Origin of the sequence: Bacillus sp. FSL K6-0073, from assembly GCF_038006085.1 — a bacterium.
Lineage (GTDB): Bacteria > Bacillota > Bacilli > Bacillales > Bacillaceae_G > Bacillus_A > Bacillus_A cereus.
Window position 1 is genome coordinate 5,338,142 of the sequence record NZ_JBBOUN010000001.1, and the last position, 14,552, is coordinate 5,352,693.

A 14,552-nucleotide genomic window follows, 5' to 3' on the forward strand; every position below is an offset into this window, starting at 1 on the left:
CCAAAAGGTATTCCAAAAAGAGAGGTGACACATAATGGGAGTTATTGCTTATAACGAAGAAGATGTAAAGTTGTTAGCTAGACTGATGCGTGCTGAAGCCGAAGGAGAAGGACAACAAGGAATGTTAATGGTCGGAAACGTTGGGGTAAATCGTGTCCGCGGAAATTGTTTAGACTTTAAAAGCATTCGTAATTTACGTCAAATGGTTTATCAAAACCCCGGCGGTTTTGAAGCAACGCAAAAAGGATACTTTTATCAACGGGCACGTGAACAAGATATTGCCCTAGCGAGACGGACCATTCAAGGGCAACGTTTTTGGCCTGCCAACTTTGCCTTATGGTTCTTTAGACCTGAAGGGGCATGTCCACCGACTTGGTATAACCAACAAAACTCTGGTCGCTTTAAAAAGCACTGCTTCTTCCAGCCATCTGCTGGAGACTGCCCTAGCGTATATTAAGGAATAAAAATGAGGAGGGATTTTTGAATGGCACAGCAACAAAATCCGTACTATGGAACAGGTTTTTATCAACCATCTGGAACTTATGTACAACCGCAACAAATGACTCAACAACAGCAGCAAGCGATGCAACAACAAACAGCTCAAGCTGCGCAAGCTCAATATGCAATTTCTCAAGGCATGTTACCTCTAGAGCAATCCTATATTGAAAATATCCTTCGTTTAAACAAAGGTAAGCAAGCTACGGTTGTAATGACTTATGAACGTGGCAGTTCCCTTGGTACACAATCTTATACAGGTATTATTGAAGCAGCTGGCCGTGACCATATTGTTATTAGTGAACCGCAATCAGGAAAACGCTATTTACTACTAATGATCTACTTAGATTACGTAGAGTTTCCAGAAGAAATTACGTATTTACCTAGTCAACAAGCAACTTATACTCCAAGACCATAAAAAAAGCTGGCAAATGCCAGCTTTTGTTTTTTTATAATCCTTTTACAACTGCAGTCCCTACTAGAATCCACGCCACAATAAACGCTACACCACCAAGAGGTGTAATTGGACCAAAGAACTTAATGCCTGTCGTACTTAATGCATACAAACTACCTGAGAACATAATAATTCCAGCTACCATTAGCCAACCAGCAGTAGTTAAAAGTGATGATTGAACCTTATCCATCAATAAAGCAACTACGAATAGTCCACCTGCATGAAACATTTGATATGTAACGCCTGTTTTCCAAACTTCTAACATTTTTGCAGAAATTTTATTTTCTAAACCGTGTGCTCCAAAGGCCCCTAACGCAACAGATAGCCCCGCTGCAATACAACCTAGTAAAAAGAAAATTTTCATCTTAATTCCCCTTTTTTACCTTTATCATAAGCAATTTTTGCATATAAGCCAAACGATTTATCTTCTAAAAATCAAATAAAGAATTACCGTTTGCATCACTTTCTTTTATATATACTGGCTCCCCAGAAACAGGTGCAATTGGTTGCATAGTTGTTACTGGTTGTGATCCAATTACTTGCGATTGAATTTTCGGTTCTCTATATGTAGATGTTTCAACTTGTTCATCTAATAATAAGTCACATAAAGCACGCACAACTAATAAATGTTCTTTTGACTTTTGTCCTTCACTACTTTTTGCCTTCACAATTTCATTCGCCATTTTATTTAAAATCTTGTCGCTAGATATTTGCATTCCTTATCACCTCGTACTTTGTAATTCTTTCTCGAATTGTCCCAATTTTTCTACTGAACCAAATACTATTATCATATCACGTTCTTTCAATTTTTCCTGCCCTGTTGGATTATGTATAATATTCCCATTTCTTGAAATCGCTAATATTGTTACATCAAACTGATTCCTTACATTACTCTCTAGTAACGATTTACCAACTAATATTGAATCTTTTCCAACTAGAATTTCTTCAATGACAAATGACTGTTCTACTCCATACAACACTGTATCAATATAATGAACGGTTAATGGATTTGCAATACCTTTTGCGATATGAATACCCGCCATACTAGATGGGTTAATAACCTTATTTGCACCAGCACGCCTTAATTTCTCTTCAGTTTCTGGCTTTTCAGATCTCGCCACAATTTTAATCGTATCGTTTAACCCTCTTGCTGTTAATGTAATAAATACATTTTCGGCATCATTTGCAACAATAGCAACTAAACCAGCTGCTTTTAAAATTCCGGCATTATGTAATACTTGATCTTCCGTTGCATCTCCATGTACAAATAAAAGCTTTTCCTGCTCCAATATACTTTCATCTTTATCAACAACGACAAATGGAATATTCTTTTCTTGCAATTCATGTACAACTTGAAGCCCCACTCTACCGCAACCACATACTATAATATGATTTTTCAACTGCGCTATTTGTTTATCCATCTTCTTCCTCCGTACTGCATGAAATAAATTCCCTTCAATAATCATAGCTGCCACTACCCCAATTGCATACGTAACAATACCTACGCCAACAGGAATAATAAGAAGCGCAAATACTTTCCCCGCTTGCGTTACAGGAACGGCATCTCCGTATCCAACAGTCAATACAGTAATCATTGTCATCCAAAATGCTTGAAACAAACTAATCTCTTCAATCGTCATAAATCCTATCGTTCCTAGAATTACAACAAAAGTCATACATATAACTGCTATCCATAATTGCTTACGTGCATTCATACCGTGTTTCAACTCTTTTCTCTATCTACAATCTTTGCCAGTGGAAATAAAATACGTATATACTAGATACGGAATCTATGAAAGAGGTTGATATAATGAAGACATTTCTTTCCGCCTTACAATGGGCACTATTTATTTTAGCTGGAAGCCTTATTGTACCAATTAGTGTCGCAACTAGTTATGGTCTTAATGGCGCTGAAGCCATCGCATTCGTACAAAGAACATTATTTGTTCTAGGTTTTGCTGGTCTCTTGCAAGCTATATTTGGGCATAAACTTCCTATTCAAGAAGGTCCTGCTGGCCTTTGGTGGGGAATTTTCTCCCTTTACGCAAGTTTAGGCGTCGTACTATTTGGATCAAATAATGAGACACTTAAAGTTCTTCAATATGCTTTCTTATTAAGCGGTATTATTTGTATTATTCTTAGCGTTTTTGGACTTATTGATAAACTCGTTCGCTATTTTACACCGACAGTCATTGGAACGTATTTATTTCTTCTTGTCGCGCAGCTTAGTGGCTCCTTCTTAAAGGGAATGTTTGGCCTTGATGGAAAACATACAGAAGTACAATCTAACGTATTTATTCTTTCACTCATTGTTATTTTACTATCCTTTTTCATCATGAAGCTACCTATTATTGGACAATATTCCGTTCTTTTCAGTATCGTATGCGGCTGGATATTATTCGCATGCTTCGGATTATCTAATCCAATAACACCAGTGACAGACATAATCCGTTTTCCATCCTTATTTGTTTTCGGAATGCCTCGTGTTGAATGGAACATGGTAATTACGGTCATTTTCGTTACACTCTTACTTCTAACAAATATGTTAGCAAGTATTCGTGTTGTACAAAAGGTTGTCTCTAAATATGAAGAAAACGCTGCATCAGATCGTTTTAAACAAGCTGGCATTATAACAGGAATCAACCAATTGCTAGGCGGCCTATTTTCAGCTATTGGGCCTGTCGCTATTTCTGGATCAGCAGGTTTTATTGCAACGACTAATATTTATAAACGTCTCCCGTTTATATTAGGGTCAAGCTTTATTATTGTCGTTAGTATATTTCCAAAGATTACTTCATTCTTTGCAGCAATCCCTGTTGCAGTTGGTTATGCCGCTATTTATCCTGTATTCGCAAGCATGATTGGCCTCGCCTTTCGAGAATACGAAACTGTCCAGGATAAAGAACGATTATTTAAAGTAGCCGGTCTTTCAATCTTTACAGGAGTCGGAGTTATGTTTGTTCCAGCAGGAGCATATTCCACACTTCCACCATTTCTAGCATCGTTTTTAAGTAATGGTCTCGTTCTTGGATCTGTAATGGCAATCTTGCTAGAAATACTATTTTCTCGTTCCACAGCAAAACAAATATCTTAAATTGGAAAACTTCCATTATTGCACTCTACCTTTAGAGTTGTTACGATAAAATCAAACTTTAATCATTGGGGTTTTATTCATCCCCAATGATTATTAACCAATATTATGAGCAACACACTCATAATAATTTATCTACTTCTTTTCAAAGAGGTTTGATGTCTTACTATTATTCCTCAATCTCTTCATGAACATGTATTTTGATTTCAATTAAAGAAAGGAATTTTCTATATGACTTATAAAATGATTGTTTTAGATTTAGATGATACTTTATTACGTGATGACCATACTATTTCACCTCGTACGAAAGAAGCATTAATGACTGCACAAGAGCAAGGTGTAAAAGTTGTACTTGCTTCTGGACGTCCAACATTCGGTATGCGCAATGTAGCGAAAGAACTTCGTTTAGAAGAATATGGCAGTTTCATTCTATCTTTTAATGGCGCAAAAATTATTAACTGTAAAACAAACGAAGAAATCTTTAGTAGTACGCTATCTCCTGAAATCGTTCACAACCTATTTGAAATTAGTAAAACTGAAGATGTATGGATTCATACTTATATGGGCGATGATATCGTAACAGAAGAAAATAATCCTTATACTGAAATTGAGGGCGATATTACTGGTATGCCAATTGTTGTAGTAGATGACTTTAAGGCTGCTGTTAAAGAGCCAGTAGTAAAAGTATTAATGAATAAAGAGGCTGAACGCCTTGTTGAAGTTGAAAAGAAACTACAAAAACAACTAGAAGGCCAATTAAGCGTGATGCGTTCGAAACCATTCTTCTTAGAATTTACTGAAGCTGGTGTTACAAAAGGAACGAGCTTAAACAAACTGATTCAAAAGCTTGGCATTAAGCGTGAAGAAGTTATCGCAATGGGCGATAGCTATAACGACCAAGCGATGATTGAATTTGCTGGTCTTGGCGTTGCAATGGGCAATGCACCTGATGATATTAAAGAAATTGCAAACTACGTAACAGATACAAATATGAACGATGGTGTTGCAAAAGTTGTAGAGAAATTCGTTTTAAAAACGGATGTACTTGTTTAATATTTTCATTCACAAAACCTATTTGAAGTCAAATGCTTCAAATAGGTTTTTATTTAAATTCTCATGCTTTTGTGACTATATTTTGAACTTTGCACTATTCTCGTAGTGTAAACTTTCTTTTTGTATATAATGAAACAAAATAGACTATTTTATTTTGAAAAAGAATACAAATTTACTATATACAAGCATACGTTAAAGGAGGCTACTTTATGTTATCTACACCAATCGGACGATTAAGAGCAATTGGACTAGTTGAGGGTATTTCTTTCCTATTACTATTATTTGTAGCAATGCCATTGAAATATTTCGCAGGATTTGCAACAGCTGTTAAAATTACAGGCATGGCTCATGGTGTTCTATTTATTCTATTCATCTTTGCAGTAATTCAAGTAACAATCGTACACCGTAAATCAATTTTATGGGCACTTGGAGCATTTGTTTCATCAGTTATCCCATTTGGCACTTTTGTACTAGATGCAAAATTAAAGAACGAGCAACAATAATAATAAAAAGGTAGTTAACGACTGTTAACTACCTTTTCTATTTATAAATTTGGAATTTCCCAATCAATTTCTCTTTCGCCCATATTAGCTAAAATCGTATTTACTTTAGAATATGGCTTACTACCAAAGAAACCACGTCTTGCCGATAATGGGCTTGGATGTACAGATTCGATAATATGATGATTCGGATTCGTAATTAACTTCTTCTTCGCCTGCGCATGGCGCCCCCACAATATGAAAATAACTGGCTTTTCACGTTCATTCAACAGTTCAATTACACGATCTGTGAAGTGCTCCCATCCTTTTCCCTTATGAGAATTTGCTTCGCCTTGACGAACTGTTAATACGGTATTTAGTAATAATACTCCTTGTTCCGCCCATTTTACTAAATAACCGTTATTCGGGATTTCATAACCATATTCATCTCGAAGTTCTTTATACATATTTAACAATGACGGTGGTGTTTTAACACCAGGTTGTACAGAAAAGCTTAAACCATGCGCTTGATTCGGTCCATGATATGGATCTTGTCCTAAAATAACAACCTTTGTATTTTCATAACTTGTATACTGAAGAGCGTTAAAAATATCTTCTACTTTCGGATAAACAACATACGTGCTGTATTCTTCTGTCAAAAAACTGGATAGAGTAAGATAATACTCTTTCTCGAATTCAGGTGCCAATAGTGGCTCCCAATCATTCTTTAAAATATTTTCCATACTGTCACTTCCTGTCTAATTAATTCACCATATCCTGTCTTGTAAATACTACGAACGAAATAACAAGAGAAACAACTGCCCAAACAGTTAAATTCATCAAAGAAAATCCCATCGATAAACCTTGTAATGCAGGTAATTTTCCTGATAAATAATCCGTTAATGATAGATTCACACTAAAAATATATTTGGCGCCTTCCCAAGATGTTGCGAACGAGCTTAAAATACCGCCTGCAATTAATGCAGCTAGCATAACGCCCATACCAGCTGGTGTATTACGAATTAAAACAGAGACCATAAATGATATAGTTCCGACAACGATAGCAACAAACCAGGCTAGTCCATACGCCATTAAGATGTATTGCCACTGCGGAATAAGATGCACAAAGTTCGTATTTAACGTTTCCTTATCAATAACAAATCCTGTTAAAACAGGTAAATTCCATCCCGAGTACCCAAATACAAGCCCTGATAATATGTAAGCAAACAAGCCTACAAGAAACAGTATGAGCGAAATGAAAAATAACATCGTCACGTATTTACTAAGGAGTATTTTCCAGCGCCGAATTGGCCGCGTAAGTAACATCTTCATCGTCCCATCACTTCGTTCTCCTGAAACGATATCAATGGCTACAATCATTACGAGAAGCGGAATAAATAATGTAATTCCTTGTTCAATAAATGCTCTGACAAAAGTTGGTGCACCCGGTGCCATCGGATTAATATCATGATCTAAATAATATTGTTGTTGCTCAACTCTTACCTTTAACCAATCACGCCATTCTTCTGGCAACCTAGAATTGTTCAACCGGTTCTGAGAATCAACAATTTGCTGTTGCAATGAAACCTTCCAATCGGTTGTACCGAGCCTTTTTTGTGTCGTTTCTATTTCACGATACTGCGCATACACAAAAAGCGGGATCAAGATTGCTAAAATAAGCATGACAACAAAAATACGTTTCTTACGGTAAATTTTTTCTGATTCATTTAAAACTAGATTCGCAAATTCACGCATGCTGCTCACCCCTTGTGAGTTCAATAAATAAATCTTCTAGCGTAAATACAAGCTCCTTAACGCTATGTACATCTATCTCATTTTCTACAAAGTGTTTATTCCAACTACTTATAGATGCAATATCCATGCGGCATAGTAATCGCTCGCCTTCTACACTTACTTCCCTTACTTCTTCGGCTGCTTCTAGCATATCTTTCGCCTTAGAAATTGGTGTAACAATCCATTCTACACGATCACTTGCTGTTTTAATTAATTCTTCAACCTTGGCAACTGTTATCATCTTTCCTTTATGAATAATAGCAACGCGATCGCATATCATTTGCACTTCACTTAGCAAGTGGCTTGAAATAAACACGCTCATATTTTCTTCTTTTACAAGCTTATGTATAAATTCCCTAAGTTCTCTAATCCCTGCTGGATCTAAACCATTCGTTGGCTCATCTAATATGAGCAATTTTGGATTCCCAAGGAGCGCCTGCGCAATTCCAAGGCGTTGTTTCATACCAAGTGAGTACGTTTTTACCTTATCATGAATTCTTTCATCTAAATGAACCATTTCAGCAATTTCAATAATACGTTCATCTGATATATCACCTAACATACGAGCAAATTGCTTTAAATTTTCCCATCCCGTTAAATATGTATACAACTCTGGGTTTTCAACGATACTCCCAATTTGACGCATCGCTTCTCTGAAATTTTCCTTAATCGAATAACCACCGATAAAAATCGTACCTTCTGTCGCCTTAATCAATCCGACTAACATTCGAATGGTAGTCGTCTTTCCAGCACCATTTGGTCCTAAGAACCCGAACACTTCTCCTTGCTTTACATCAAAGGAAATATTCTCTACAAGAGTCTTCTTTCCAATTACCTTCTTCAAATCTCGTACGGAAAGTATCGTCGTCATTTTACCCCTCCTTGTTCTAGTTTTAATTTACTTACAACATTTTGAACTAAACGTTCTGCCATATACGTATAACCTACTTCGTTCGGATGAAAATGATCAGAGTATAATAAATCTTTCCCGCGGTTTTGGAATAAATCAAATGTCGGTGTAATATACACATTTTTATCGTTTAGCGCTAACTTCTCTAAAGATGCATTCCAGTCCACAACAATGTTTGAAGACCCTTTTAAATCTTCTACATCTTCAAAAGGATTGTATAAACCAAGCCAAAAAATCGGACTATCTGTATTTAATTTACGAATTTCTTCTATAATTTTCTTTGCTTCATTTTGAAACGTTTCTGTGTCAGGACGATACGTCTCTAAATCTATTTTCCCAAGCGATTCCCAGCCTGGGAACAAATCATTCCCACCAATCGTTAACACGATTACATCTGCTTGCTTAATTGAATATTGAGCGCCATTACTTTCAATTTGTTTTAATAAATCGGGCATTTTTGCACCACTAACTGCTAAATTTGTTAATGCAATTTTTTGCTTATAATCTTTTTGTAAATCCTCTTTCATTCGCCCAACATAGCCAATTCCTTCTTTATCACCAACGCCACGCGTTAATGAATCACCTAAACTAACGATTTGTAACGTTCCCGTTTTCTTTTTCTCTTTTGCCACTACATCGGTCTTTTTAATTAAATTTGAAGCTTTCGGATTTAATACATCATTTACACCTGAAACAAAGCCATATGCAAATAAACAGAAAGATGCAATTGTAATGAGTAGAATTACTTTTACTACTTTTGATCTCATATCAAAACCCCTTTTAGCCCTCATAGATTGTCCATAATTATACCAAACGAAATTTTGAAAAGCGATTTTCACACCTTCTCAATTATGTCGTTTCTCTATCTACTAACTCTGGTAATAACTCTATATGCTTCACATCTAATTTCTCTTCATTAATCTTTTCATATAATAATTCAAACGCTTTTACTCCAACGTTTTTACTAGAATGCGAAATCGTCGTTATACCCAATATATCTGCCACCTCTTGATCATCACACCCGATAATCGTAATATCCTCTGGAATACGAATTCCTTGTTTTTTTGCTTCTGTAACCATCCCTGCTGCAATATGGTTACAAGATACAAGGAACGCCGTCGGTTTTACTGACATATGAGCCCATTCTCTAATTACATTGCGTCCATCTTCCACTGTAAAACAACCCTCAAATTTCCAGGTCTCTAACGGTGTTACGATACTCTGTTGAAGCGAATCTTCATATGCCTTCTTTCGTCTTTGGCTATTAACACTATTACTTCTTCCAATACAATATCCAATATGTGTATGACCGGCATCTATTAAGCTTTTCATCCCAAGTGAAAATACTTTGTAGTAATCGATATGGACACTTGAAATGCATTTTGAATCTATTTCTTCACACATAACAATCGGGCCGAATTTCGTATATTCTTCAAGCTTCTCCTTACTATTTGCCCGAGAACAAATAATAACCCCATCAAGCTTTTTCATTTTTAACATATTTAAAATTTCTAGTTCTCTTTCTTCGCTATAATTCGTCTGGCAAAGCATCATATTATAATTATTCTTGGCTGTCTCTTTTGATATCCCCTCGATAATAGCGCTATAATATTGATCATTTACGTGTGGCAATAAAACGCCAATTACATTCGTTTTTCCTTTCACTAAATGAATTGCATTCACGTTTTGCGTGTAATTTAATTCTTCTATAATCGCTAGAATTTCTTTTCGTTTCTGTTCATTTACGTACGGATGATTATTTAGTACACGTGAAACAGTTGAAACAGATACTCCAGCAAGTTCAGCAATCTTTCTTATATTTGTCATCTCATTTTCCCCTTCTCACAAAAATTCTCCCTTGACCTGGTAAGCTTTCCACAATATATCCTTTCCTAGCAAATACATTTAGAAAGGATATACAACTATGCTTCGATTCAAATTAGAATATATATTTTTCATTGGCGGTTTACTCATTCTTGCCATCGGTATTAATATGATGACGACAATTACTTCCTTTGGACTTAGCCCTTATGATTCCTTCTTTATTGCACTATATCAAAATTTTGGCATAAGTATTGGTTTTTGGATTTTTATGATTAACTTTGCCTTTACACTTATCGTACTCTTTTGGAATAAAAAACAAATTACAATCGGTACAATTGTAACGATGGTTCTTATTTCTCTTTTTGTTGATTGGATTGGTTCCATTACAACTATTATGGACGCTATCCGCTCTCTTCCAAAATATATAACACTTATTTGCGGAAATCTATTCGTTGGAGCTGGAATTGGTCTTTACGTCTCTACAAACTTTTGTGCAGCGCCTCAAGAAGCTTTCGTTTTAACGGTTGCTGAGAAGAAAAAATGGACGTTTAGAAGAACAGAGATTTCATTAGCCTTTTTATTTTTAACGTTAAGCTTTTTATTAGATGGACCTATCTATTTTGGAACAATCATCTTATCCTTTACAACAGGCTGGATTATCCAAGCATTTATTCAATTTGGTACGCAGATTTTAAATAGAAAAGAGCCTATTAAGCAAGCTGCTTAATAGGCTCTTTCTGTTTTATGGTAAGAGATACTACTTAGCATCCCCTTCAATTCGATAGTTCGCTTTCAAACAATCTATTTCTTCATACCCTTGCAACGTATGTAGAATATAATCATAATCAGCAAGAGACGCACGATGCGTTACAATTACAATTTCAGCCTTTCCTTTCTCTTCAAGCGGCATTTGAATAATTTTCTCAAAGCTAACTCCGCGCTCAGAGAACAATGAAGTAATTTTTGCAAATACACCAATTTCGTCTTTTACATGCAGTCTTAAAAACTTTTTCACGACAATTTCGTCTGGCTCTTTTAATACTTTTTGATATTGTGGGACTACAGCACTATTTCCTGTTACCCCTAATCTAATATTTTGCATTACAGCAACTAAATCCGAAACAACAGCTGTAGCTGTCGGTAAACTTCCTGCGCCTGGTCCATAAAACATCGTTTCCCCAACTGCTTCACCGTACACATACACAGCGTTATATTCATTTTGTACTGCCGCAAGAGGATGTGTATTTGGAAGTAAAGTTGGTTCAACTGTAACCTCCAATTTTTCACCATCTCGTTTTGCAAGACCGATTAATTTAATTGTATAACCTAAGCTCTTACTGTATTCAATATCTTCCTCTGTAATAGAGGTAATCCCTTTTACTTTCACGTCTCCAAGCTCTACATTTGTAGAGAAACCGAGAGTAGCTAAAATTGTCATTTTTCTTGCTGCATCTAAACCTTCTACATCTGATGTTGGATCTGCTTCTGCAAATCCAAGTTGTTGGGCTTCTTTTAACACGTCGTTATATGCTCTCCCTTCGTCTGACATTTTCGTCAAAATAAAATTTGTCGTTCCATTTACAATTCCCATTACTTTCGTAATAAGATCTGAAGAAAGTCCTTCTACGATACTGCGTAAAATTGGAATTCCCCCTGCCACACTCGCCTCATAGAATAAATCAGCCTTATTATCTTTTGCTGTCGCTAATAATTCAGCTCCATGTAATGCCATTAAGTCTTTATTTGCAGTTACAACATGCTTTCCGCTTTTTAAAGCTTGTAAAATATATGATTTTGCATCATCAATGCCACCCATCACTTCAATGACAACATCAATATTTGGATTATCTAAAATTTCAATTGCATCTTGTGTTAATAGAGTAGAAGGTACCTCTACCTCTCTCTCTTTCTCAATGTTTTGCACTAATACTTTCGTTACCTTCACTGGACAACCTACTTGGTGTATGAGTCGTTCTTGATGATCCGTAATAATACGAACCACACCACTGCCAACTGTCCCAAGACCTAATAACCCAACTTGAATTTCTTTCATAGTACTGTCCACCCCTCAAAAATTGTGTTTAGATGAAATTATATGAGTAAAAAATCCGAAAAACAATGTATTTTGAACATTCGGAAAAATAAAGGTTGATCTTTACAAGGAAAACGTTGCCACGTGTTACACAATCTTTCTTTACAATATATAAGGGGTTTCTTGATACACGTAATAATTCAACCAATTAGAAAACAATAAATTACCATGACTTCTCCACCTAACAAGCGGCTTTTCATCTGGATTATTATGTTTAAAATAGTTTTTTGGCACATCAATATTTAATCCCTTGTCACGATCTCGTTCGTATTCTTGTTTTAACGTCTCACAACTATATTCGCTATGTCCAAGGGCAAACACTTGCCTTCCTTCTGGCCCAATAACAAGGTGAACACCTGCTTCTTCAGAGTTTGCTAACAATGTTAAGTCTTTCACTCCTCTAATATCATTCTCTCGTACTTCTGTATGACGAGAATGCGGAGCAAAAAACAATTCATCAAATCCTTGTAACAATTTCACATGTTGCTCGCAAACTTCATGTTCAAATACACCGAACATTTTTTCCTTAAGGGGATACTTTGGAACACCATAATGATAGTACAAGCCAGCCTGTGCTCCCCAGCAAATATGGAGCGTAGATGTTACATTCGTTTTTGAATACTCCATAATATGTTTAAGCTCTTCCCAATAATCTACCTCTTCAAAAGCGAGGGTCTCCACTGGCGCTCCTGTAATAATGAGCCCATCAAACTTTTCATTTTCAATATCACGAAACGTTTTATAAAAGCTTGTTAAATGTTCTTGCGTTACATTACGAGATAGATGTGATTCCATATGAAGCAAATGAACATCTAATTGTAACGGTGTGTTTCCAATTAAGCGAAGTAATTGCGCCTCTGTGTCTTGCTTCGTTGGCATTAAATTTAATATAGCAATTTTCAAAGCGCGTATATCTTGTGTTTCCGCTCGCTCCTTCGTCATTACAAAAATATTTTCTTTTTGTAACACTTTGCGAGCCGGTAAATCTTTATCAATTATGATCGGCATGTGTTTTGCCCCCAACTAGAGCTGCTTCCAAATCTGCAATAATATCAGAAACATCTTCTATACCAACTGATAAACGAATTAAATCAGATGTAACACCAGCTAAACGCTGATCTTCAGCATTTAATTGTCTATGCGTCGTACTAGCAGGATGTATAACGCAAGTTCGTGCATCAGCTACGTGTGTTACGAGAGTTGCTAGTTTTACATTTGCGATAAATTCTTTTGCTGCTTCTAATCCGCCTTTAATACCGAAAGTTAAAACACCACTAGCACCTTTTTTCAAGTACTGTTGTGCCAATGAGTAATTTTCATTACTATCTAAGCCCGGATAATTCACCCATTCAATACGTTCATGATTAGCAAGCCACTTAGCAACCGCGAGAGCATTTTCACTATGACGTTCCACTCGTAAATGCAATGTTTCTAAGCCAATATTGCTAATATATGCATTGAATGGGCTCATACAATTTCCATAATCTCTTAATAGCTGAACACGTGCTTTCACAATATACGCTGCTGCACCAAAGTTTTGAACGTAACTTACACCGTGATAACTTGGATCTGGTTCAACAAGTTCAGGATACTTTCCATTTGTCCAATCAAAGTTTCCACCGTCAATTACAATACCGCCTAAGGAGCTCGCATGCCCATCGATATACTTCGTCGTAGAATGAACAATAATATTTGCCCCATGTTCAAACGCCTGGCATAAATAAGGAGTTGCTAATGTATTATCAACGATAAAAGGTACCTCTAATTCTTTAGCAGCAGCTGAAAATTCTTTAAAATTTAAAACATTCATCGCTGGATTTCCTAACGATTCTGCATAGATAAGTTTCGTCTTGTCATTAGCAAGCGCCGTAATTTCATCTGCCGTTAAATTTGGATTAAAGAACGTAACATCAATGCCCAGTTTACGCAAACTCACTCCAAATAAATTAAACGTTCCCCCGTAAACCGTTGAAGAACAAAGTAAATGATCCCCACTACTACAAATATTTAAAACTGCGAGCATAATAGCTGCTTGCCCAGAAGCCGTTGCAACAGCTCCTACACCGCCTTCTAAATCTGATAACTTCTGCTCAAATGCAGCTAGAGTAGGGTTTCCAATACGTGTATAAATATATCCTTCTGCCTCTAAGTTAAATAGGGCTGCTAAATCATCTGAAGTATCGTATTTATATGTTGTACTTTGATAAAGTGGTAAAACACGTGGTTCACCATTTTTTGGCGTATAGCCACCTTGCACACAAATTGTTCCTTTTCCCCATGATTCTCCCATCTCTCATTCTCCTTTCTTTTATACAAAATAAAAAACTGCCCCTTTCCTGAAAACAAGAAAGGAGCAGTTT

At 36.2% G+C, this 14,552-nt stretch carries 17 protein-coding genes; 6 read left to right on the plus strand and 11 right to left on the minus strand.

The annotated features are described in order from the left end of the window. The first annotated feature begins 34 nt into the window (after positions 1 to 34). Positions 35 to 457 (plus strand): cell wall hydrolase CwlJ, encoded by a 423-nt coding sequence (gene cwlJ / locus MHB52_RS27630; RefSeq protein ID WP_000538167.1) that lies wholly within the window; start codon positions 35 to 37, stop codon positions 455 to 457. Between the two features lie 27 nt (positions 458 to 484). Further along, complete coding sequence (gene gerQ, locus MHB52_RS27635) at positions 485 to 913, plus strand: spore coat protein GerQ (protein ID WP_000068652.1); 429 nt, start codon at positions 485 to 487, stop codon at positions 911 to 913. A 31-nt stretch (positions 914 to 944) separates the two neighbouring features. Here gerQ and MHB52_RS27640 read toward each other — a convergent pair whose 3' ends face one another. From MHB52_RS27640 to MHB52_RS27650, 3 genes are all read right to left on the minus strand, one after another. After that, on the minus strand, positions 945 to 1,313 hold the full coding sequence (locus MHB52_RS27640; RefSeq protein ID WP_000688315.1) for a DUF423 domain-containing protein: 369 nt from the start codon (positions 1,311 to 1,313) through the stop codon (positions 945 to 947). Positions 1,314 to 1,377: 64 nt separating this feature from the next. Beyond that, positions 1,378 to 1,665: a YwdI family protein gene (locus MHB52_RS27645; protein ID WP_001167359.1), complete on the minus strand. Its 288-nt coding sequence runs from the start codon at positions 1,663 to 1,665 to the stop codon at positions 1,378 to 1,380. A 6-nt stretch (positions 1,666 to 1,671) separates the two neighbouring features. Then, positions 1,672 to 2,664, minus strand: coding sequence for a potassium channel family protein (locus MHB52_RS27650; RefSeq protein ID WP_000993984.1), 993 nt, complete (start codon positions 2,662 to 2,664; stop codon positions 1,672 to 1,674). A 95-nt stretch (positions 2,665 to 2,759) separates the two neighbouring features. Between MHB52_RS27650 and MHB52_RS27655 the strand changes: the two genes are divergently transcribed. The 3 genes from MHB52_RS27655 (at position 2,760) to MHB52_RS27665 (ending at position 5,596) form a co-directional block, all read left to right on the plus strand. Further along, on the plus strand, positions 2,760 to 4,043 hold the full coding sequence (locus tag MHB52_RS27655; protein WP_061664276.1) for a purine/pyrimidine permease: 1,284 nt from the start codon (positions 2,760 to 2,762) through the stop codon (positions 4,041 to 4,043). Positions 4,044 to 4,271: 228 nt separating this feature from the next. Continuing rightward, positions 4,272 to 5,093, plus strand: a complete 822-nt coding sequence (locus MHB52_RS27660; RefSeq protein ID WP_000221382.1) for a Cof-type HAD-IIB family hydrolase — start codon at positions 4,272 to 4,274, stop codon at positions 5,091 to 5,093. 209 nt (positions 5,094 to 5,302) lie between these two features. Beyond that, positions 5,303 to 5,596 carry a DUF3817 domain-containing protein gene (locus MHB52_RS27665; protein WP_000953396.1) on the plus strand — a complete coding sequence of 98 codons (294 nt, stop codon included), beginning with the start codon at positions 5,303 to 5,305 and terminating at the stop codon, positions 5,594 to 5,596. Positions 5,597 to 5,637: 41 nt separating this feature from the next. Here MHB52_RS27665 and MHB52_RS27670 read toward each other — a convergent pair whose 3' ends face one another. From MHB52_RS27670 to MHB52_RS27690, 5 genes are read right to left on the minus strand one after another with little or no spacing between them, the layout of a single operon-like run. Further along, entirely contained in the window at positions 5,638 to 6,315 is a 678-nt protein-coding gene (locus tag MHB52_RS27670; RefSeq protein WP_061664275.1) for a uracil-DNA glycosylase, read from the minus strand. 19 nt (positions 6,316 to 6,334) lie between these two features. After that, positions 6,335 to 7,327 (minus strand): ABC transporter permease subunit, encoded by a 993-nt coding sequence (locus MHB52_RS27675; protein WP_001206477.1) that lies wholly within the window; start codon positions 7,325 to 7,327, stop codon positions 6,335 to 6,337. Next, positions 7,320 to 8,237 carry an ABC transporter ATP-binding protein gene (locus MHB52_RS27680; protein ID WP_016118962.1) on the minus strand — a complete coding sequence of 306 codons (918 nt, stop codon included), beginning with the start codon at positions 8,235 to 8,237 and terminating at the stop codon, positions 7,320 to 7,322. The genes MHB52_RS27675 and MHB52_RS27680 overlap by 8 nt, the downstream gene beginning before the upstream one ends. Beyond that, a complete protein-coding gene (locus MHB52_RS27685) occupies positions 8,234 to 9,115 on the minus strand; it encodes an SGNH/GDSL hydrolase family protein (protein WP_002022849.1) in 882 nt (293 codons plus the stop codon). Before MHB52_RS27685 ends, MHB52_RS27680 begins: the two co-directional genes overlap by 4 nt. 10 nt (positions 9,116 to 9,125) lie before the next feature. Next, complete coding sequence (locus MHB52_RS27690; RefSeq protein ID WP_016118963.1) at positions 9,126 to 10,103, minus strand: LacI family DNA-binding transcriptional regulator; 978 nt, start codon at positions 10,101 to 10,103, stop codon at positions 9,126 to 9,128. A 97-nt stretch (positions 10,104 to 10,200) separates the two neighbouring features. On the opposite strand from MHB52_RS27690, the gene MHB52_RS27695 reads away from it, so the two are divergent. Continuing rightward, positions 10,201 to 10,827 carry a YczE/YyaS/YitT family protein gene (locus MHB52_RS27695; protein WP_016118964.1) on the plus strand — a complete coding sequence of 209 codons (627 nt, stop codon included), beginning with the start codon at positions 10,201 to 10,203 and terminating at the stop codon, positions 10,825 to 10,827. Positions 10,828 to 10,857: 30 nt separating this feature from the next. Here MHB52_RS27695 and MHB52_RS27700 read toward each other — a convergent pair whose 3' ends face one another. From MHB52_RS27700 to MHB52_RS27710, 3 genes are all read right to left on the minus strand, one after another. Then, positions 10,858 to 12,153 carry a homoserine dehydrogenase gene (locus MHB52_RS27700; RefSeq protein WP_061664274.1) on the minus strand — a complete coding sequence of 432 codons (1,296 nt, stop codon included), beginning with the start codon at positions 12,151 to 12,153 and terminating at the stop codon, positions 10,858 to 10,860. A gap of 141 nt (positions 12,154 to 12,294) precedes the next feature. Continuing rightward, positions 12,295 to 13,200, minus strand: a complete 906-nt coding sequence (gene metA, locus MHB52_RS27705; RefSeq protein ID WP_001121538.1) for a homoserine O-acetyltransferase MetA — start codon at positions 13,198 to 13,200, stop codon at positions 12,295 to 12,297. Then, entirely contained in the window at positions 13,184 to 14,482 is a 1,299-nt protein-coding gene (locus MHB52_RS27710) for a bifunctional O-acetylhomoserine aminocarboxypropyltransferase/cysteine synthase (RefSeq protein WP_061664273.1), read from the minus strand. Before MHB52_RS27710 ends, metA begins: the two co-directional genes overlap by 17 nt. Positions 14,483 to 14,552: the final 70 nt, after the last annotated feature.